Origin of the sequence: Streptomyces sp. CA-179760 (assembly GCF_050937045.1) — a bacterium.
Lineage (GTDB): Bacteria > Actinomycetota > Actinomycetes > Streptomycetales > Streptomycetaceae > Streptomyces.
This window is the reverse complement of record NZ_JBNJLZ010000001.1, coordinates 7667857-7687827: the sequence shown is the minus strand read 5'-3', so window position 1 is coordinate 7687827 and position 19971 is coordinate 7667857. Positions and strand designations below refer to the sequence as shown.

General features: G+C 71.8%; 12 protein-coding genes and 2 pseudogenes. 5 read left to right on the top strand and 9 right to left on the bottom strand.

Annotated elements, in window-relative coordinates; translation table 11 throughout:
- Window positions 1-209 precede the first annotated feature (209 nt).
- The gene (locus ACQEV8_RS34940; RefSeq protein ID WP_432968461.1) at window positions 210-965 is read right to left on the bottom strand and encodes an isocitrate lyase/PEP mutase family protein; all 756 of its coding nucleotides are present in this window, start codon (window positions 963-965) and stop codon (window positions 210-212) included.
- 96 nt (window positions 966-1061) lie between these two features.
- Between ACQEV8_RS34940 and ACQEV8_RS34935 the strand changes: the two genes are divergently transcribed.
- Window positions 1062-2462 carry a hypothetical protein gene (locus ACQEV8_RS34935; RefSeq protein ID WP_432968458.1) on the top strand — a complete coding sequence of 467 codons (1401 nt, stop codon included), beginning with the start codon at window positions 1062-1064 and terminating at the stop codon, window positions 2460-2462.
- On the opposite strand, the pseudogene ACQEV8_RS34930 reads toward ACQEV8_RS34935, so the two are convergent.
- Both ACQEV8_RS34930 and ACQEV8_RS34925 read right to left on the bottom strand, forming a co-directional pair.
- Window positions 2452-4139: pseudogene (locus tag ACQEV8_RS34930) on the bottom strand (DUF2264 domain-containing protein). The gene ACQEV8_RS34935 and the pseudogene ACQEV8_RS34930 sit on opposite strands and share 11 nt — an antisense overlap.
- Before the next feature lie 100 nt (window positions 4140-4239).
- On the bottom strand, window positions 4240-5271 hold the full coding sequence (locus tag ACQEV8_RS34925; RefSeq protein WP_432968455.1) for a rhamnogalacturonan acetylesterase: 1032 nt from the start codon (window positions 5269-5271) through the stop codon (window positions 4240-4242).
- A gap of 189 nt (window positions 5272-5460) precedes the next feature.
- Between ACQEV8_RS34925 and ACQEV8_RS34920 the strand changes: the two genes are divergently transcribed.
- Window positions 5461-7128, top strand: a complete 1668-nt coding sequence (locus ACQEV8_RS34920; RefSeq protein WP_432968452.1) for a rhamnogalacturonan lyase B N-terminal domain-containing protein — start codon at window positions 5461-5463, stop codon at window positions 7126-7128.
- Window positions 7129-7149: 21 nt separating this feature from the next.
- On the opposite strand, the gene ACQEV8_RS34915 is transcribed toward ACQEV8_RS34920, so the two are convergent.
- The gene (locus ACQEV8_RS34915; protein ID WP_432968449.1) at window positions 7150-8562 is read right to left on the bottom strand and encodes an RICIN domain-containing protein; all 1413 of its coding nucleotides are present in this window, start codon (window positions 8560-8562) and stop codon (window positions 7150-7152) included.
- 1 nt (window position 8563) lies between these two features.
- The gene (locus tag ACQEV8_RS34910) at window positions 8564-9661 is read right to left on the bottom strand and encodes a glycoside hydrolase family 43 protein (RefSeq protein WP_432968446.1); all 1098 of its coding nucleotides are present in this window, start codon (window positions 9659-9661) and stop codon (window positions 8564-8566) included.
- A 171-nt stretch (window positions 9662-9832) separates the two neighbouring features.
- Here ACQEV8_RS34910 and ACQEV8_RS34905 point away from each other — a divergent pair, with 171 nt between their 5' ends.
- On the top strand, window positions 9833-12073 hold the full coding sequence (locus tag ACQEV8_RS34905) for an autotransporter-associated beta strand repeat-containing protein (RefSeq protein ID WP_432968443.1): 2241 nt from the start codon (window positions 9833-9835) through the stop codon (window positions 12071-12073).
- Here the strand turns inward: ACQEV8_RS34905 and ACQEV8_RS34900 are convergent.
- The 3 genes and pseudogenes from ACQEV8_RS34900 to ACQEV8_RS34890 form a co-directional block, all read right to left on the bottom strand.
- Window positions 12049-12780, bottom strand: a pseudogene (locus ACQEV8_RS34900) (MOSC domain-containing protein); the annotation flags it as partial. The gene ACQEV8_RS34905 and the pseudogene ACQEV8_RS34900 sit on opposite strands and share 25 nt — an antisense overlap.
- Before the next feature lie 21 nt (window positions 12781-12801).
- On the bottom strand, window positions 12802-13917 hold the full coding sequence (locus ACQEV8_RS34895) for an aminoglycoside phosphotransferase (protein WP_432968440.1): 1116 nt from the start codon (window positions 13915-13917) through the stop codon (window positions 12802-12804).
- 9 nt (window positions 13918-13926) lie between these two features.
- The gene (locus ACQEV8_RS34890; RefSeq protein WP_432968437.1) at window positions 13927-15318 is read right to left on the bottom strand and encodes an amino acid permease; all 1392 of its coding nucleotides are present in this window, start codon (window positions 15316-15318) and stop codon (window positions 13927-13929) included.
- 130 nt (window positions 15319-15448) lie between these two features.
- Between ACQEV8_RS34890 and mmuM the strand changes: the two genes are divergently transcribed.
- Entirely contained in the window at window positions 15449-16360 is a 912-nt protein-coding gene (mmuM, locus tag ACQEV8_RS34885; RefSeq protein ID WP_432968434.1) for a homocysteine S-methyltransferase, read from the top strand.
- 146 nt (window positions 16361-16506) lie between these two features.
- Window positions 16507-17568, top strand: a complete 1062-nt coding sequence (locus tag ACQEV8_RS34880; protein WP_432968431.1) for a LacI family DNA-binding transcriptional regulator — start codon at window positions 16507-16509, stop codon at window positions 17566-17568.
- A 678-nt stretch (window positions 17569-18246) separates the two neighbouring features.
- Here ACQEV8_RS34880 and ACQEV8_RS34875 read toward each other — a convergent pair.
- A complete protein-coding gene (locus ACQEV8_RS34875; RefSeq protein ID WP_432968428.1) occupies window positions 18247-19752 on the bottom strand; it encodes a hypothetical protein in 1506 nt (501 codons plus the stop codon).
- Window positions 19753-19971 lie beyond the last annotated feature (219 nt).

Here is a 19971-nt window from a genome sequence, read left to right as displayed (position 1 = left end):
TCACTCAACGTAACGAAGCACTACTAGGGCCTGTCGTTTGGATCAGGTCGCAGGAAACTGACGGTTCCTGGAAATCGCCGGTGAGCGGGGTCTGGTGCGTGCAGTTGCAGGCGGAGGAGGGCGGCGATGCGGAGCATCGGCAACCGACGACAACGCGGCAGATGCGCGTGCCGGACCCCGCGTCTGCGGCGTGATCCAAACGACAGGCCCTAGCGGGTCGGGAGCAGGGCCACCTCGTCGTACGACGGCGTCATGCCCTTCGGCGGCCGCCCCGCCCGGATGTCCGCCACCGCCTCCAGCGCCGCGCCCAGCGCCCTCCGGTACAGCAGCGAGCCGAGGCTGATCCGGCGTACGCCGGCGTCGGCGAGGTGCGCGACGGGCGGGCCGCCGGGCGAGTAGAGGACGTTGAGGGGGACGTCCAGGTGGTGGACCAGATCGGCGATCTGCCCCAGGCCGGTGAGGCCGGGGACGAACACGCCGTCCGCGCCCGCCTGCCGGTAGGCGTCGAGGCGGGTGAGCGTGTCCGCGGTGTCGCCGTCGCCGAGCCAGTGGGTGTCGGTGCGGGCGTTGACGAAGAGGGCGGGTGCCGCCTTCTTGACCGCGGCGATCTTCGCCGCGTGCCGGGCGACGGGCCCGAGGCCGTCCTCCAGGTTGATACCCACCGCTCCTACGGCGTACAGCTCGCGCGCGAACTCCGCCACCTCGTCCGGGTCGTCGCTGAAGCCGCCCTCCGCGTCGACCGACAGCTGGAACGGTTCGGATCCCAGGGCGAAGGCCAGCCGGAGCGTCTCCTCCCGGGTCGCCGCCACACCGTCGGGCAGTCCGGCGACCGCGGCGACGCCCAGACTCGTCGTCGCGATCGCCCGGAAGCCCTGCCCGGCGAGGGCCCGGGCCGAGGCGTGGTCCCAGGCGTTGGGGAGCAGGAGGGGCTCCTCCTCATGGTGAAGGTCGGCGAAGGCAGTCATGGGGCCACGCTAGGCGCGGGTCGCTTCGGCGCGGACCGAAGTACGGCCGCCCGGGTGCCATGGCAACCTTCCCCGCCCCCACGGCAACCACAGACCATGACCACAGCACAACCGGAAACACAGCCCCACCGCACCACACGCCACCGCCGCGTCCGCGCGGCCCGCAAGCCCGCCATCGGAGCGCTCGCGGCGGCCGGTCTGCTGGCCTCGGCGTGGTACGCGACCGCCGGTGCGGCGCCGGCTCCCGCCCTCTCGGTCACCGGCACGGCCGTCAGCCTGCCGGCCGAGTTCCCCTACCTGTCGGCCGGTTACAACAACACCCGTGAGTGGACCCGCACGGCGACGGCGGCCGCTCCCGACGGCTCCCTCCGCGTGGCCTGGCCCGCGGCGGACGGCATCCACGTCACCCCGCTGACCACCGCCGGTAAGCGGGCGGGTGCGGACACCGTCGTCAAGGGCGCCAAGGAGGTCGGCGGCCTGGTCGCGCACAACGACGGCTTCGCGCTGCTCACCCGCGTCTCCGACAGCAACAAGTGGAAGGAGACGGCGGCGGCGCTGGTCCGCTACCAAAACGGCGAGCAGACCTTCCGTACGAAGCTCACCGGCACCGCGTCCAAGGACACGGCCCCGCTGCTGGACGGGCAGCTCACCTGGAACGGCAGCAAGTACGGCGCCTACTTCGTCGTGCACGGCGCGGGCGGCGCGGCCGACGGTCACTTCGGCGACAAGCTGGCGTACGTCAGCGCCAAGGGCGCGAAGCTGAGCGGCGGCTGGGGCTGGGGGTGCAGCCACAACGAGGGCATCGCGCTGCACGCCGAGAAGAGCGGCGCCTTCACCTCCCTCTGCTTCGACGACTGGCGTTCGGGCCTGTTCGTGTCGACGGGTGTCGGCGCCCCGGACAACGCGCCGGTCGTGCAGCGCGAGCAGTGCTGGGCGGGTTACTGCGGCGGCACCTTCCCGAGCCGTACCGGCGATCTCGTCAGGTCGGCCACCGGCCGCTACGCCACCGCCTTCGCCTCCCGCGGCGCCGCCTCCGCGAAGAAGAACCCGGACGACGCGAGCGGCCGTGGCTGGACGGTCACCCCGAAGACGGGCACGCACCAGGTGGCGGTGGCGTTCCTGAAGGACCGCAACTCCGGCCCCGGCGAGGCGATCCGCCTGTCCGGGACGAAGGGCGTGGAGCACGTCAACGTCCATCTCGCCCCGTACGGCAAGGACCGGCTGCTGCTGTCCTGGGAGTCGGTCAAGAACGCCACGTGCAAGGACGGCACCTGCACCGGGACGTTCGCGGGCACGCATCTGCGCCTCATCGACTGGAACGGCAAGTTCCAGAGCGCTGCCAAGGTCGTCAAGGACAGGATCACCGGCGATATCGCGGTGTCCGCTGACGGGACACTGACCTGGGCCTACGCCCCGGCCACGCCCTCCTACGCGAAGCCGCTCACCGGTGCGTCCCCGACGTCCACGACCCTGAGGATCGCCCGTCTCAAGCCGTGACGTCCACTCCCGCCTCCGTCAGCCGGACCCGTGTCACGCCGCCGTCGCTCCAGCGGACCTCCAGTGCTCCGGCAGCGTCGGCGCGGACGGAGACCGACTCCTCCAGCGGGTCAGCCGGGTCCGGCTCGGCCGTGAGCCGGGCCAGGGCGACGAAGAGGGTGGCGGTCTCGCCCACGACGCCCGTCAGGGAGTCCGTGAGTCCGAGCGCCGGTACGAGTTCGGCCCGGAGGCCCTCCCCGGCCGGCCAGCCGGTCACCCGGACCGGCGTCCCGGGCTCCGCGCCCGTCACCAGATGCGCCCGGACCTCAGCGGCCCCGCGCGCCAGCACGGCACTCGTCACCCGCGCCCCTCCGCCCGCCGTGTGCCGGGAGGCCACCCAGCCCTCGCCGACGCCCAGCGGTTCGATTCCGGTGCGGCTCGGGTCGTCGCCGACGATCACGCTGTTGTCGTACGACGATGAGGGGGCCGTCACCGTCGAATACGCCAGGCGCGTGTAGTACGGGTCGTAGCGGACGTCCTCGCTGCCGTGGTTGTGGAGGCGGACCACGCCGTCCGAACGGGTCGACTGGAGCAGCCAGTTGGGAGGGCCGACGGGCGTGACGGCGTCCGCGCGCTCGGCCGGCCCGGGTTCCTCCGCCGCCGTCCACACCTCGTGGTCCGCCGGGAGCAGCAGGCCGAGGAAGCCCTTGCTCGCCCAGTACGGGGAGGCCGGGCCCGAGTAGCCCTGGAGGACGGACGTGTCGGGGCCGTGCCAGCCGAGTGACAGCAGGCCCTTGCCGTCCACCGCGCCCCGGTCGAGGAAGTACCGCAGCGCTCCCGAGGCCAGCCGCCGGGTCTCCCCCGGCGACAGGGGCGTACGGCCGGTCAGCGCGCCCAGCCACAGGGGGCCGTCGTCGCGAAGCGGTAGGTGAGGGAACGGCCCTGGTGCATCGGGGCGCCGTCGCCGCCGAACAGCCGGGCGTAGTCGGAGAGGTGGCGCGACAGCCGGCCGCCGTACAGGTCCAGCAGGCGCTCGTCTCCCTCCAGCCAGGCGTGCAGCACCGGGTAGAGGTGCATTGCCCAGCCGTTGTAGTAGTCGAACTTGCGGCCGTCGCCGTCGGTGTACCAGCCGTCGCCCAGGTACCACTGCTCGATGCGTTCCAGACCGCGGTCGATCGCCGCTCGGGAGGCGTCCGGCTCATGGCCGGTCTCGGCCAGGAAGCCGCCCACCGTGACCGGGAACAGCTCCCAGTTGCAGGGCCACGCCTCGGCGGTGAGCGCGTCGCCGAGCCATGCGGCCGTCCGCTGCCGTACGCCGTCGTCCAGCCGGTCCCACAGCAGGTCCCGGGTCAGGCGCAGGGCGAGCGCGATCGACGCCGCCTCCACCAGGGGCTGGCCACGGTCCTCGATGCGGGGCCAGACGCCCGAGACCCCGGCGGCGAGGCCGGTGGCGTAGCGCTCCAGGGCCTTCTCGTCGCGGCGGAAGGCGGCCAGCAGCAGGGTGCGGGCGTAGCCCTCCAGGCCGTCGGAGAGGCGTCCCGACCAGCTGGTCCGCTCGCCGGGCAGGTGGTACAGCGCCCGGTCCTCGGTCGCGTACGGCTCGACGGCGGCGAGCAGGGCGTCGGCCGCCGCCTCCCAGTGGGCGCGGGTGTAGCCGGTGAACGGAGACGTCGTGCCGTCGGCCGGAGGCAGGTGCATCGGTTCTCTTTCGTGCGGGGGTTCGTGTTCGGACACTTGGATCGGCGCGGACGGGCCGGACCTGGAGCGCCCCGGTTCCGGTCGGGGCGCCCCAGGGGCTCTATCCCACCCGCACTGTGCCCTTCGGCACCAGACGCTGGGTGACGAGTTCGTCGCGGACCAGGCCCGCGTAGGCCGTGGCACCGCGCACGGAGGTGTGCGTGTTGTCCCGCGCCTCGTTGTAGAGGTACAGCGCCTTCGAGCCCTCCACGCCCAGGGACTCCACGAGCGCCTTCGTCTTCGCGGTGAGGTCGATCAGCGGGACGTCACGCTCGGCGGCGACGGAGCGGGTGACCGCGGGGTGGTCGACGCCGAGGCCGTTGACCAGGAGCGCGGTTCCGTTGTTCAGCGTGCCGTCCGCGTTGAACCAGCGTCGCACGATGGGAGTGACAAGGACCGGCTGTCCGCCCCGCGCCCGGACGCCTTCCACCAGGGTCTCCAGGTTGGCCCGGTAGGTGGCCTCGTCCGTGGTCTTGTCGTTGTGGGCGAGCTGGACCAGGACCAGATCGCCGGGGCGGATCAGGGGCCGTACGGTGGCCCACAGCTTCGGGTTCCCCAGATAGGAGACCGTACTCTCCCCGGAATCGGCGTAGTTGGCGACGGACACGCCCTCGCGGAGGTACTGGGGCAGTTGCTGGCCCCAGCCGGAGTAAGGGTCGCCGGACTGGTCGCAGACGGTGGAGTCGCCGACGAGGAAGATCTGGCGGGTCTGCCGGGCCGGGGTGACCCTTATGCCGGCGAGGGCGGGGGCGGAACCGCCGATCCGCAGGTCGAGGCCGGGGGTTCCCTCCGGGCCGGTCGGCTCGCCCTCGGGGGTGCGGACGTTCACGGTGAAGCTGCGGGTGACCCTCCCCACGCCCGCCGGGGCGGTCGTCTCGGGGAGCAGGGCGCGGCGGGTCTCGCCGCTCACGCTCGTGCTCGACGCGGCCCCGCCGCCGAGGGTGACCCGCACGTCGTACGTGCCCGGCGGGACATCGAAGTGGCAGGCGTCGGCGGTGCACGATGCGAGGCCCGGGTGAGCCTCGGCCGGTACGGAGGTCAGGGCGGTTCCCAGGGCCACCGCCGCCACGAAGGCGGTGCTGAAACGTCTCACTCGCGGTTCCTCCCAGCGGACGACAAGACCTGGAGGTGGACCGTACCGCTCCGGACAAGCGCTTTCTAGACCCCGAGCAGCATTCACGAGATGGACGACTTCACATGACCGAAAGCCCTTTCGCGAAATCGATTCAACTGTCACTCTCACTCCCACCCGAACTCCCCCCACCCTCCCGAGGAGGCCCCCATGTCCGGATCCGCGCACAGACCGGTCGGCCGCCGCACCTTCGTCCTCGCCGCCACCGCCGCGGCCGCCGGCACGGCCCTCACCGGCACGGCCCACGCCGCCGCCTTCGGCTACAGCGACGACGGCTCGAACTACGTCGTCGACACCGGTGCCCAGCTGGTCTTCAAGGTCAGCAAGTCCACCGGCGACCTGACCTCGCTGGTCTACCGGGGCACGGAGTACCAGGGCTACGGCGGCATGAACTCGCACATCGAGTCCGGGCTCGGCGCCTCCACCGTCGGCATCAGGCAGTCCGGCTCGACGATCCTGGTCTCCGTCACGCACGGCACGCTGAAGCACTACTACGCGGCCCGCAGCGGCGAGAACAACGTCTATCTCTGGACGAACAAGGCCGACACGTCCGTCTCCGCCACCCGGTACATCGTGCGGGTGAAGAAGGGCGCCTTCCTCAACGACGAGCCCGACTCGTACACCTACGCGCCGACCACCGTCGAGGCCTCGGACGTGTTCAGGAAGTCCGACGGGCAGACCCGCTCGAAGCACTACTCCAAGCGGCGCGTCATGGACTACGACCATCTCGGCTGGTCCGCCGGCGGGGTCGGCCTGTGGATGGTGCGCAGCAACCACGAGAAGGCCTCCGGCGGCCCCTTCTACCGCTCCCTGCTGCGCCACCAGAGCGCCGACGGCGGCGGCCTCTACGAGATCCTCTACTACGGCCAGAACCAGACCGAGGCCCAGCGCTTCGGTCTCCAGGGCCCGTACGTCATCGCCTTCACGGACGGCGGGGCTCCCTCCTCGGCGCTGTTCCCGGGCACGCTGACCACCCCGTGGGCCGACTCGCTCGGCATCTCCGGATACGTGCCGGCGAGCGGCCGGGGCAAGGTGGCGGGCGTCGGGATCTCCGGCCGGAACTCGGCGTACCCGTACACGGTCGGGCTGGCCAACCCGTCCGCCCAGTACTGGGGTTCGGCGCGTGCCTCGGACGGCTGGTTCTCCATCGCGGGCGTGCTGCCGGGGACGTACACGCTGACCGTCTTCAAGGGCGAGCTGGCGGTGTACACGTCGTCGGTGAACGTGTCGGCGGGCGGTACGACCACCTTGAACACGATCGCTCTGCCGTCCTCCAACGACCCCGCGGGCGCGAGCGCGATCTGGCGGATCGGCGACTGGAACGGTACGCCGGGCGGGTTCAAGAACGCGGACCTGATGACGTACGCGCATCCGTCGGACGTACGGGCCGCGTCCTGGACCGGGAACGTGGTGATCGGCGGCGGCGGGGAGACGGCGGCCTTCCCCTGCTACCTCTGGAAGGACGTCAACAGCGGCATCCTCGTGTACTTCAAGCTGACCGCCGCGCAGGCCGCCGCCGCGCACACCCTGCGCGTCGGGGTGACGACGGCGTACGCGAACGGCCGGCCCCAGGTCACGGTCAACGACACCTGGACGTCCGCCATACCCTCCCCGCCCACCCAGCCGAACACCCGGTCGCTGACCAACGGTTCCTACCGTGGCAACAACCACACGTTCACGTACAGCGTCCCGGCGTCCGCCTGGAAGACGGACACGAGTCAGTACAACGTGCTCAGGATCGACGTGGTGAGCGGGTCGGGGGCGAGCGGCTTCCTCAGCGCGGGGACGGCGATCGACGCGATCGATCTGCTGTCCTAGGCGCCGCCGCCGTCGGGACTGTCATGACCCGCGCGTCCACTGCTGGTTGGTTCCTCCGTTGCACGTGTACGTGATGAGGGCGGCGGAGTCGGCGGTGGACGCGCCGTTCACGTCCAGGCACTCGCCGGTGGCCCGCGACTTGACGTTCACGTAGGAGCCGGTGGTGGTCAGGGACCACTGCTGGCTCGTCGCGGAGGAGCAGTTCTCCTGCGTGACCGTGCTCGCGTTCTCCTGGACACACAGGGAGCTGTTCCTGACCATCAGCTGGTAGTAGCCGCTGCCGACGGACTTGAACCAGTACCTCTGGTTGGTGCCGCCGTTGCAGCCGTACTGCTTGAGCTGGGCACCGGCCCAGAGCGACTGGCTCGTCACGTCCGTGCACTTGGAGGAGTGGCGGGCGATGAGGGTGTTGTATGTGGCGCTGGTGCCGGAGACGGTCCCGGCGGCCGTGTCGACGGTGACCTCCGGCGACCAGGACATGGACATCGTGGTCGAGTTGGAGAAGGTCAGCGGCAGCCACACGTACCGCGAGTCGTTGACGGTCCCGCCGAAGGAGTTGCCCCAGCGGTCACCGAGGTAGAGGTACGAGGTGCCCGAACCGCCCTGCACCGGCAGGACGAACGCGGTCTGCGAGCCGTAGGTCGTCGAGTCGCCGATGTTCTTCATGGCCGACCAGGGCCCGGCGAGGTTCGTGGCGGTGGCGTACTGCTGCTGGTTGGGGTTCCAGCCCGTGGCGCCCGAGGTCAGCATGAAGTACACGCCGCCCCGCTTGAACAGGGCCGGGGCCTCGCGGTGGCCGCCGGGCCAGGGGTTGGCGACCAGGCTCGCGATGCCGGTGTAGTCGGCGGTGAGGCGGTAGATCTGGAGGTCGTAGTTCTCGCGGGCGGCGGAGATCATATAGCCGGCGCCGTCCGTGTCGACGAAGACCGTGATGTCCCGGGACATGTGCTGGCCGAGCGGCCGGAAGCTGCCCTTCCAGGTGTAGTTCCCGTCGACGGTGTCGGAGACGGCGACGGCCGCGCGGGCCTCGCTGTAGTCGGTGCCGTTCTCCTTGTGCATCCACATCACGAACTTGCCGGTGGAGGCGTTGTACATGACCTTCGGCCGCTCGATGTTGGCGGTCGCGAGCTCCGGGGCACTGGCCTCGGTCAGGACGTGGTTGCGGAACTCCCAGTTCTTCAGGTCGGTCGAGCGGTAGGCGTCGACGTACCGGAAGGTGTTGTCGGCGTTGCGGTGCTCGCCGAACCAGTAGTAGTAGTAGGAGCCGACCTTGAGGACTCCGCCGCCGTGTGCGTGGACGGGGTTGCCGGAGGTGTCCTTGAACTGGGTGCCGTTGGTGATCGTCTGGGGCGCGGCCTGGGCGGGGCCGGCGGTGGCGAGGGCGCCGAACAGCCCGAGGCACAGGGCGAGGAGGAGCGCGTACGCACGTCTCATCTCAGTCACCCGCCGTGGCCGTGTCGGCGACCGGGATGCCGAAGTCCGGGGTGCCGTCCGGCTTCCAGCCGAGCTTCTGGACGCGGGTGTGGCGGTTGGGGTCGTTCAGCGGGTCGCCGTTGATCTCCTTGTACTGGCGGGCGTGGTAGACGAGGACGTCGGTGCATCCGTCATCGGCGACGGTGAAGCAGTTGTGGCCGGGGCCGTACTGCTTGGTGGTGTCGTTGCTGGTGAAGACCGGGGTCGGCGACTTGGACCAGCTCATGGGGTCCAGGAGGTGGCTGTCCGCGTCGGCGGTCAGCAGGCCCATGCAGTAGTTGAAGTCGGTGGCGCTGGCCGAGTACGTCATGAAGAGGCGGCCGTTGCGCTTGAGGACGTACGGGCCCTCGTTGACCTTGTAGCCGATGCGCTCCCAGTCGTACTCCGGGGTGGAGAGCCGCACCTGCGGGCCCTTCAGGGTCCAGGGGTTCGCCATCTCGGAGAGGAAGATGCCGGTGTTGTTGTCCATGCCGGGCTCGTGCTGCGCCCAGGCGAGGTAGCGGGAGCCCCGGTGGGTGAAGGTGGTGGCGTCCAGGGAGAAGGTCTCCCAGGCCGTCTTGACCTGGCCCTTCTCCACCCAGGTGCCCTTGAAGGGGTTGGGGTGGGCGTTCTCCAGCACCCAGATGCGGATGGCCCAGACGTCCTCGGCGGGCGCGGAGGCGAAGTAGATGTACCACTTGCCGCCGATGCGGTGCAGTTCGGGCGCCCAGATGTGTGCGCCCATGGGACCCGTGGCGTGGGCGCGCCAGATGACGGACTCGTCCGCTGTGCCCAGGCCGTTCAGGGTGCGGGAGCGGCGCAGGATGATGCGGTCGTACTCGGGGGCGGTGGCGGTGAAGTAGTAGAAGCCGTCCCTGTGCCGGTGGATGTGCGGATCGGCCCGGTTGCGGACGAGCGGGTTCTCGAAGGGGGCCGGCTTCGGGCGCCTCACCGGCGCGGCCGCCTGGGCCACACCGGGGACGGCGGGCACGGCGGCCAGGGCACCGGCGGCTGCGGCGCCCTTCAGCAGAAGTCTGCGGCTGGGGGGTTCGGGCAGAGCGTGGTCGCGGTCGCGGCTCATGCGGGGGCTGCCTCTCACTGGCGTTGCCTGATATTTCGAACACCATCTGTCATTACGAACGCCGAAAAGGTAAGGGTGTGCCACGGGGAGGTCAACGGGTCTGACGGGACGAAGGCCGGGTGACTCGCCGACTTTCTGTTATCGGGCGCTCTCCCCGACGTCTCCGATCACGTGCGCAGCCTCACCACCCACACCACAGCAGCGGCCGTCGGCGTCCTCGCGGCGGTCGCGTCCCTCCTGACCGCTCCCCCGGCCGCGGCCGCCGGTCCCCGGGACGTCACGGCCGCCGTGCTCGACGGGCGGGACGTGACGCTCGCCGGGGACACGGCCGTCACCGTGCCGCCCGGGACGACGACGTACGACGGCGTGTTCCGGGGTGAGGGGACGCTGACGGTGCGCGGGAGCGGGACGCTGGTCCTCACCAGGGACAGTGACTTCACGCTGCCCCGGTCCCGGCAGCGGCAGACGGTGCGGACGCTCGGCGGGAACCACCCGTATGTGACCGTGGCCCGCCCCGACCCGCCCGCGATCACCGTGGAGCGCGGGGCGACCCTCCAGTACGGCGACGGGGGCACGACCGGGCTCATCGGCCACTTCCCGTACGGCACACCGGCGTTCCGGCTCAACCAGGACAACATCCGGGTCGACGGCACCCTGCGGCTCGCCCTGAAGAGCGCCTACAACCTGGGCACCATCAGCGGCTCAGGGCTGATCAGCCAGCCGCGCTTCCTCTGGGGCACCTGGGACCTGTCGGGGGCCCACTCCTTCTCCGGGGTGATCGACAACGGCACGCAGGCGAACGCCGGCCGACCGGAGTACGCGACCTCGCTGCCGCGCGTGCGCAAGATCCTCAACCAGGGCACCTGGACGGTCGACACCCCGCTGGGGCAGACCGTCACCATGGGCATGGACTTCTACCAGCGCGAGTACGGCAGCGACATCAATGTCCAGTCGCGGCCGGGCGGCAAGGTCGTCCTGGCCGGGCAGTACAGCTGGTCGGACCAGGGCGGCGACACCGGCCCCTCGCTCAGCGACCCCGCCCTCAACTGGACGCCCGCCCACAAGAACGTCAACAAGCGCGGCACCAACATCAAGGGCGCGAACGTCCGGTGGGGCGACGGCACCACGAACAGGATCTTCATGCCGGGCACCGCGGAGACCGTGTACATCAACCTCCTCGCGGCCCGGGAGCGTTCGAAGCTCACCTTCGACTACAACGGCCCCGTGACGCTGGGCGCCCCCATCGGTGGCGGCCGGTTCCACGACACGCTCTCCGCCCCCGGCGCCGGCGACGTCGTCATCGCCGGAACCCCCGGCAACGACGTCACCTTCGCGGCCGTCCAGTACTACGACGGCTCCACGACGGTCGAGAAGGGCGCGGTGCTGCGCCTGGGCAGCGGCAAACGGGGCGGCGACGGCGGCCTGTACACGCGAGGCGCCCTCTCCGAGGTCGTCGACAACGGGTCCCTCGTCCTGCGCAACACGGACAAGCCCCTCGCTCTGTCCCGCGTCAGCGGCAGCGGCTCGCTCACGCAGTCGGGCGCGGCCACGACGACGCTCACAGGCGCCGCGGTGACGTACACCGGGACGACCACGGTGTCCAGGGGCACACTGGCCCTGCGCCGAGGCGCCACACTCGCTCGGAGCAGGGCGATCCGGCTCACCTCGGCCGGAGCCCGGCTGGACGCCGGCGCGGCGGGCCTGCACGTCTCGACCACCCTCACCGGCAAGGGCACGGTCGAAGGCTCGGTCACCAACGAAGGCACCGTCACGACCGGCCTGACTGTCAACGGCCCCTACACGCAGGGCGCGAAAGGCTCCCTGCTCCTGCGGGGCGAGCCACTGAAGGTGACGGGCGCGGTACGGCTGTCCGGAGACCTCGACATCCCGGCGGCCGGGAAGCGGCCCGCTCGTGTGATCCCCGTGCTCGACAACAAGGGCCGCTCCAAGCCTTCGGGAACCTTCACCGGCCTGAAGGAAGGCGCCCGCCTCAATCTGGCCGGCACCGCCTACCGCATCAGCTACCGCGCCGGCGACGGCAACGACATCGCCCTGACAGCGGCCACGGCCGCCCCGGGCCCGTCCCCCACCGCGGCCGGCTCCCCCGCTTCCGACCCGGTGACGCCCCGCAGCGCCGGCGCGTCGGAGAACATCGGCTTCGGCTGGTGGCCCTACGCACTCGGGCTGGCCCTCGCCGTCAGCCTCGCCGTGCCGATGGCGACGCGGCGGGGGCGGGGCCGGCGGGGCGGGGGGCGTCACGCGGGCCGCGCGCGGCAGTGGGGCTCAGGAGCTCACACCTCGGACTCGCCCCACGACGTGACGGCCGCTTCGTCGCCGACCGACACCTTGCCGGGCCGGAGTACCGCGTACTTCGTACCGAAGGCGATGCCGCCCTGGGACGCGCGCCGGTAGGCGGCGAGGGTGCGCAGGGGTTCCGGGCCCGCCCTGGTTCCCGAGTGCTGGTCGACCAGGGTGACCGCGCAGCGGATGGCGAGTTTCGCGTAGCCCAGTTCGGTGTCGGCGATGCGGATGTGGTGGGCACGGTCCTCGGTGTGGGGGTCGTCCCAGCCGTCGATGACGAGGTTGGGGCGGAAGCGGTCCATGGGCAGTGGGCGGGTACCGCGCTCGGTCAGTTTCCGGTTGAGCAGGTCGAGGGTGGAGCGGGAGATGACGTGCAGGGCGCAGCTGTCGGCATAGCCTGAGGTGCCCGGTGTCATGCCGTCGGTCACCCGGTCGTGCTCCGGCGGAACGCGCACGAGCCGGCTCCGGACGCCGAGCACGTCCGAGAGCCAGGCGGCAGCCGCGTCGCCCTGGTCGATGCCCTGGTAGGGGGCGCCGAACAGGTCGACCTCCTGCCGGGTGCCGGAGGTGTCCACGCTCATCTGCAGGGCCTCCCGTCCTGGTGCCCTGAGCGTGAGGTGCCCGCCGTCGGCGGTGACGGCGGGCCGGATGAGGGCAAGCCTGGGGTCCCGGCGCTGCGTTCGGTACACGCCCTCCTCGCTGACGACCATGAAGCTGCGGTCGTGCGCCAGTCCTGCGGGGGTCAGCAGCGCCTCCTGGACCGATGTCCCGGCGCACCCCTTGAGGGGGTAGTACGTCAACTCGGCCACGCGGGCCATGGTTCTCCCATCTGTCTGCCGTCAGCGTCCGCTGGGCGCCTCGGGAAAGCCGAGTCGTGGAGCCAGAAGCCGTGCCTCGGCCGCCCAGTCGGCGAGGAAGGCGAGGGTCAGGCCGCGTTCGCGGTAGCGGAGTGCGGCGGGGACGGTGCCCGCGCCGCCGTAGCCGAGCTGCTCGTCGTCCGCCCGGGCCAGCATCAGCGCGGTGAGCCAGTCGTACTTCACCGCGGAGGCGCACACACCGAGCCGTACGAGTCGTTCGTCGCCGTGCCAGCCGCTCTCGCGCAGGCCGTGCACAAAGGCGTCGTAGGCCGCCTTGGCCAGGCCGGGGAGGTCGGCGGCGGGGACGAACAGGTCGAAGACGGAGTCGGGGAGGTAGTTGCCGAGGTCCTCGCCGAGCGCGCCGTCTCCGGCGAACGCCCAGTCGAACAGGACGCTGTCGCGGCCGTCGGAGCGGGCGTTGGCGGGCCACTGGTCGAGGTGGGAGAAGGTGCGGGGCAGGGACTCCATGACCGTGAGGAACCACTCGCGGTCGTGGTGGAGGCGGACCATGTCGGTGCGCAGGCCCGCCGGAAAGTGCTCCCGGACCAGGGGGTGCCGCCAGGCCTCGGCGTCGTCGAGGAGGTCCTGGCCCGTCGTCTTTCCGGTGATGTAGTCGCGCAGGAAATGCCGGGACAGCCACGGCTGGTCCTCCCCCGCTGCCGCCGCCCCCTGCGCGGCGCCGAGCCGGTGGGCGTGCTCGATGTGCCGGGCGAGCGGCCAGGTCGTCGCGGGTGCGCCGGGTACGTCCTCCAGCCACAGCGCCACATCACCGTCGGGGCGTTCGACCGAGGCCAGCAGCCGGGGCGCGCGGATGCCGTGCCGCTGCCAGACCTGGGCAAGCCCGGAGCGGTAGACGTAGGCCTCGCGGCGCCAGAAGTTCCAGTGGCGCGGGTCGTTGGAGGCGGACCACGCGACGCTGGTCTCCTTCGTCCGCGTCAGCAGCTTCAGAACGGCAGAGCGGCCGCCGTGGGTGACCCTCCACACTCCGGCCGTGACGCCGTTGTGCGGGTTGTGCGTGAGCGGTTCGAACACCGCCTTCTCCGCCGGGACTCCCAGGACCTCACGTACTTCGGCATCGGCGACTGCGACCTCGGGCATCCCCCGATGCTATGCCGAGGCCTGTGCCGTGTCCTTGCGTCCGCGCAGCCACACGTACACCGGGATCCCGGCGAACAGGAACAGCACGCCCTGGTAGACGGCGGCGTAGCCGGCGCCCGCGATCAGCCAGAAGGAGAAGCCGAAGGAGAGGGCCGCGACGATCAGGTCGCGGGTGAGGCCCGCGGGGCGGACCCGGTCGCGGGAGCCGCGGGCCAGCCAGTAGAGCTGGGCCGCCGCCGACAGCAGATACGGCACGCAGCCGGTGAACGTGGTGATCAGGACGAGGACGCGGAAGGTGGTGTCCGGGCCTGCCGTGTAGTTGAGGCCGATGAGGAGCGTGCCGAGGACCGCGCAGGCCCACACGCCGAAGCCGGGGACGCCGCCCTTGCCGAGCTTGGCGAACGGGGCGGGGAAGAGGCCGTCGCGGGCGGCGGCGTACGGCATCTGCGCGGCCATGAGGATCCAGCCGTTGAGACAGCCGGTGATCGAGGCGACGGCGACCAGGGCGATGGCGGTGCCGCCCCAGGAGCTGCCGGTGACGGCGTTGACGGCGTCGGCGAACGGGGCGCCGGAGTCGACGAGCCGGTCGTGCGGGACCAGTCCGAAGACGGCGACCGTGCCGAGGATGTAGACCAGGGCCGAGGCCAGGGTGCCGAGGACGCTCGCCCGGCCGACCGTGCGCTCCGGGTCGCGGACCTCGCCCGCGCTGACGGCGGCCGACTCGACCCCCAGGAAGCTGTACAGCAGCAACGCGGCGGAGGCGGCCAGCGCCCCCGAGACGCTCTGACCGGAGGCGTTGAACGGGCCGAAGTTGTCCGTGTCGATGAAGAACAGGCCGATCGTGGCGAGCAGCAGCAGCGGTACGAACTTCAGGATCGTCGAGACGACCTGCACCGTGCCGACCCACCGGGTGCCCGCGAAGTTCGCGGCGGCGGGCAGCCAGAGGGCGGCCAGGGCGACGACGGCCTGGAGGCCGTGGTTGCCGTGCAGGGGTATCAGGACGTCGACGTAGCCGACGACCGCGACGGCCAGGGCGGCGATGCTGACCCAGCACATCGTCCAGTACGACCAGGCCGACAGGAACCCGGCGAAGTCGCCGAACGCGTCGCGCGGGTAGACGTACAGACCGCCGGTGACCGGGCTGCGCCGGGCCAGCTTGCCGAAGAGCAGCGCGAGTGCCACGGCTCCCACCGAGAGCACGACGAACGCGAGCAGGCTGATCGTGCCGTAGGGGGCGACGGTGGCGGGCAGGGCGAAGATGCCGCCGCCGATGATGTTGCCCATGACGAGGGCCGTGGCGGCGGCGAGGCCGAAGGTGCGGCGGGGAGCGGGTGCGGCCGCGGTGGCCGGTTCGGCCGACTCGGAGGGTTCGGCGGCCTCGGTGGGGCTGGGGACGGTCATGAGCGATCCTGTACAAGCCGGAGGGGGAGGGTCCTGATCGTAACCGCCATCCCACATGGTGGTCGACCTGTTCATGCACTGGACACAATCGGCTGGGGTCCGCCGCCGGATCTCGATTACCGTCGTGCCTATGACGAGCACCATCACCCTCGCCGAAGCCCTCGCCGCCGGGACCGTCGTCCTCGACGGCGGCATGTCCAACCAGCTCGAATCGGCCGGGCACGACCTGAGCGACGAGCTGTGGTCTGCGCGACTGCTCGCCGAGCAGCCGGACGCGATCACCGAGGCGCATCTGGCCTACTTCCTGGCGGGCGCGGACGTGGCGATCACCTCCAGCTACCAGGCCACGTTCGAGGGCTTCGCGCACCGCGGGATCGGCCACGACCGGGCGGCCGAACTCATGACGCTCAGCGTGGAGCTGGCGCGGGAGGCGGCCCGCCGGGCGCGCGTCTCCCGGCCCCTGTGGGTGGCGGCCTCGGCGGGGCCCTACGGTGCGATGCTCGCGGACGGCTCGGAGTACCGGGGCCGCTACGGGCTCACGGTCGACGAACTGGAGCGTTTCCACCGCCCGCGCCTCGAGGTGCTGGCGACGGCCCGCCCCGACGTCCTCGCCCTGGAGACGGTCCCCGACGCCGACGAGGCCACCGCGCTGCTGCGGGCGGTGCGCGGGCTCGGGGTGCCGGCCTGGCTGACGTACTCCGTCGCCGGCGGCCACACCCGTGCCGGGCAGCCCCTGGAGGAGGCCTTCGCGGCGGCGGCCGACGTGGACGAGGTCATCGCGGTCGGGGTGAACTGCTGCGCGCCCGAGGACGTGGACGCCGCCGCCTCGACCGCGGCGCGGGTCACCGGCAAGCCGGTCGTCGTCTATCCCAACAGCGGCGAGACCTGGGACGCCGAGGCCCGCGCCTGGACCGGCCGCTCCCGCTTCACCGCCGGCCAGGTGACGGGCTGGCAGCAGGCGGGGGCCCGGCTGATCGGCGGCTGCTGCCGGGTCGGGCCTGAGGCGATCTCGGGGATCGCGGGGACGCTGGGCGCGGCGTAGGCGGGAGCCCGGCACCAGTCCGCGCACCCCCCTCCTCCCCACCCCTGGCCACTGCTAGCCTCCGTCCAGGGAACCGGTTGCCATGGCGTTGCCGCAGCTCCCGAGGGGGCGGGTGCGGACCGGTACCCGGGAGAGACGAGGCAGGCATGACGAGGAAGAGCGGGGACGCGAGCCGCAGCACCATCCGGGACGTGGCGCTGCGCGCGGGCGTCTCGGCGTCGACGGTGTCCCGGGTGCTCGGCGGGGTGTACCCGGTGAGCGCGGCGACACGCGGAAGCGTGCTGCGGGCGGTCCGTGACCTGGACTATGTGGCCGACGCGAGGGCGAAGGCGATCGCGGGTGCCGGCACGCCCACCCTCGCCTTCGTGCTGGAGGACATCACCGGTCCGTCGTTCGCGCACATGGCCCACGGCGTCGAGCGCGAGGCGACCCGTCTCGGCCATCTCTGCCTGGTGTGCAGCACGGAGGGCGATGTCCGCCACGAGCTGGAGTTCGTCGAGATGATGCGCGCCCAGCGGGCCGCCGCGGTGATCCTGGTCGGCGGCAGCGCCGACACCCCCGAGTACCGCGAACGCACCCATCGCATGGCGGACTCCCTCGCCTCGGCCGGTTCCCGCCTGGTCCTGTGCGGCCGGCCTCCGCTGGACCCCGGCGCCCCGGTGACGGTCATCGAGTACGACAACGAGGGCGGTGCCTACACCCTGGTCGCCCATGTGCTCGCCCAAGGGCACCGCCGGGTGCTGTTCCTCGGCGGCCGGGCGGACCACACCACGGCCCTGGGCCGCGAACGCGGCTACCTCGCCGCCCACCGGGCCCGCGGCCTCACCCCCGACGAGTCCCTCGTCCTGCACGGCGACTTCACGCGCGACGCGGGCCACCGACTCATGCGGCAGGCGCTCGACGGCGACCTCGGTTTCACGGCCGTCGTGGCCGCCACCGACATGGTCGCGGCGGGCGCCCTCACCGCCCTGCACGAGGCCGGCCTGTCCGTACCGGGCGATGTCTCCCTCGCCGGCTACGACGACATTCCCTTCGCCCGCGATCTGCACCCCGCCCTGACGACGGTCCACGTCCCCTACGAGGAACTGGGCCGTCTCGCCGTCCGCACGGCCCTCGAACACACCCCGGGCGCCGCGGACGAGCACCTGTTGCTGGGGACGCACGTGGTGGTGCGGGACTCGGTGGGGCCGCCGTCTCCTTCCCGGTAACTCCCCGGGACATACCCTCTGCTGCCGGGGCTCGGCAACAATCTCCCTACCGTTCTGGGCAGGGGGAGGGAGCACCGGACGACGGACTCGGCGGACAACGCAGGGCCAACCGCATGTGCTGGGCCTGCTGTTCGCCGGGGACGGGATCCGGCCGAGCTGAGGTGTGGTGGCGCCGCGCCGACGAACTCGGCGACGTCCGTGCCGCGTTCTGCCCCGGCACCCTCCTCGAGGAGCGGGGCCAGAGAGCCGAGGCCCGCCCCCTGGCTGCGCCGGGCGGCCGAGGGTGGCGATCCCCAAGGCGCGGGGTCTACGGCGTCCTGCTCCGGGACCGGGGGGAACTCGCCGAGGCCGAGACGCGGTTCCGGCGCGCGGCCGACGCCGGAAGCGCCCACGGCGCGGTACTGCTCGGCGTCCTCGTCCGCGACGGGGGCCTCGCCGAGGCCGGGCGGCTGTTCCGCGGGACCGCCGAGGCCGGGGACGCGGACGCGGCCGGGAATCTCGGGCGGCTCCTCGCCGAGCGCTGCGATCTCGACGAGGCGGAGAGCTGGTTCCGGCACTCGGCGGAGTCGGGCGACCCGGTGGGCGCGGAGAACCCCGAGACCCTCCGGGCCGACTGGACGCCGCTGGTGGCGCGGCCGCTGAGCGGCTGGCGGGCGGGGCCGTCGGGCGCGGGTGGGGTCAGCCGTGCACGTCGCTGCAGCGGATGTCGTAGGAGCCGGGTGGGCAGAAGGTGCCCACCACCGAGTCCGCGATGGTGAGGCTGACCACGCCGTAGGGCACGCGGGCGACGGTGACCGCATCGCCCGGGGTGTGGCCTCGCTCGTGTGTGTTCGAGGTGAGCACCTTGCCGCGCAGGGCGCCGCGGGGTCCCTCCGTCAGGGTGCCGGTGACGACCCCGCCCCAGGTGGAGGTGGCCTGGTCGTCGCAGGGCGGGGCCTCGGTGGCGCAGTCGCGCAGGAGGCGGTAGCGGTAGGTGAACTCGCCCTGTGCGGTGATCTTCAGCGAGCCCTGGGCCCAGGTCCAGGTGCCGGTGACGGCCTGGAGTCCCTCGCCCTTCGTGGGGATCGGCTCAGGGGTCCGGCCCTCCGGGGTGCCGATCCATACTCGGGTGCGGGCAGGCGGGTGGCCGTCCGGTTCCGGGTCGGTGCCGAAGGCGAGAAGGGTGCCGTCGTACTCGGCGGCGGCGTCGACGCGGACCGACCGCCGGAAGCCGTCCTTGCCGCCCGTCGACCTGGTCCAGCTCCGGCCGTCCGCCGAGGACCACAGGGCGCCGGTACTGCTGGTGGAGGTCTCGGCCGACCCCATCGCCAGGAATCCGCCGCGCACCGCGACGACGTGGCCGACCGTGCGGCCCTCGCCCCGGGCCCCGCCCGACGGCCCGGCCGTGCCCGCGCGCAGGGAAAGGGAGCGGGGCGGGTCCGACTCTCTGCGCCAGCTCGCGCCGTCGGAGCTGTGCAGGGTGAAGGAGGCCGAAGTGCCCCAGGGGTCCGTGCACTTCGCCCACACCGTGAATCCGTCCTCGTCGGCGAGCGCGGCGACCTCGGGTGCCTGGTCGGGCCACTGGGGGCAGCCCACGTCGTGCGGAGCGGCGAAGGAGCCGGTGTCCGTGGCGCTCCAGACGCGCAGGCTGCGGCCCCGCTTCTGGTCGGTGTTCGGCTCGAACGGCCCGCCGTCGTGTCCGACCACGACGGTGCCGTGCGGCCCCCGGGCGGCTGCCAGCACGACGTCGGAGGAATCCGCCTTGGGCAGTTGCTCTGCCTTTTCCCACCGGCCTTTTCCGCGGTAGCGCATGACCGCGGGGGAAGTCTCCCCGTCCCGAAAGAGGGAACCGGCGGCGATGACCTCGCCCTTGTGCTCGGCCAGGACGGTCGCCGACATCTGCTGGTCCGAGGGCCGGGAGCGGCCCCATGCGATTCCGTCGGTGGAGCGGTATATCTGCGCGTTGCCGCCCTGGGGGCGGGCCGCGAGAAGGAATCCGTCCTTCGCCCCCACGAGTGCGGGGTCCGAGATTCCGAAGAAGGCGGGCGGCAGGTCGACTAGGGGAATCTGGCTCCATCGCGCGCCGGCCATGTCGGGGCCGGGCCCTTCGTCGTCGCGTCCGCCTTGACAGGACGAGAGCAGGAGCACGGCGCCGAGCAGGCACAGAAGCCGCCGGGGGCGCCGGATCGGGGGCGTGATGGCCACTGCTCTCCTTCGGTCGGGGTGCCGTGCCGGGAAAAGGAAGGATGACAGAGCTGCGGAGTTCTTGCGGCATCTCCGCATACACGACAGGGAGTTCGATTTACCTCGCACATGGTGGCGAGTCAACTCGCCCATGAAACTCCTGTTTCTTGTGCTTCCGATGATGCGTTTGTGGTCTCGCTCGTGTGTCCTGGAATCCAACTCCTCTGCGAATTCGGCATT

What these genes read in the sequence shown, in the direction of transcription:
- ACQEV8_RS34940 (WP_432968461.1), bottom strand. Translation starts at nt 965, where the DNA reads ATGACTGCCTTCGCCGACCTTCACCATGAGGAGGAGCCCCTCCTGCTC.
- ACQEV8_RS34935 (WP_432968458.1), top strand. Translation starts at nt 1,062, where the DNA reads ATGACCACAGCACAACCGGAAACACAGCCCCACCGCACCACACGCCAC.
- ACQEV8_RS34920 (WP_432968452.1), top strand. Translation starts at nt 5,461, where the DNA reads ATGTCCGGATCCGCGCACAGACCGGTCGGCCGCCGCACCTTCGTCCTC.
- ACQEV8_RS34915 (WP_432968449.1), bottom strand. Translation starts at nt 8,562, where the DNA reads ATGAGACGTGCGTACGCGCTCCTCCTCGCCCTGTGCCTCGGGCTGTTC.
- ACQEV8_RS34910 (WP_432968446.1), bottom strand. Translation starts at nt 9,661, where the DNA reads ATGAGCCGCGACCGCGACCACGCTCTGCCCGAACCCCCCAGCCGCAGA.
- ACQEV8_RS34895 (WP_432968440.1), bottom strand. Translation starts at nt 13,917, where the DNA reads ATGCCCGAGGTCGCAGTCGCCGATGCCGAAGTACGTGAGGTCCTGGGA.
- ACQEV8_RS34890 (WP_432968437.1), bottom strand. Translation starts at nt 15,318, where the DNA reads ATGACCGTCCCCAGCCCCACCGAGGCCGCCGAACCCTCCGAGTCGGCC.
- mmuM (WP_432968434.1), top strand. Translation starts at nt 15,449, where the DNA reads ATGACGAGCACCATCACCCTCGCCGAAGCCCTCGCCGCCGGGACCGTC.
- ACQEV8_RS34880 (WP_432968431.1), top strand. Translation starts at nt 16,507, where the DNA reads ATGACGAGGAAGAGCGGGGACGCGAGCCGCAGCACCATCCGGGACGTG.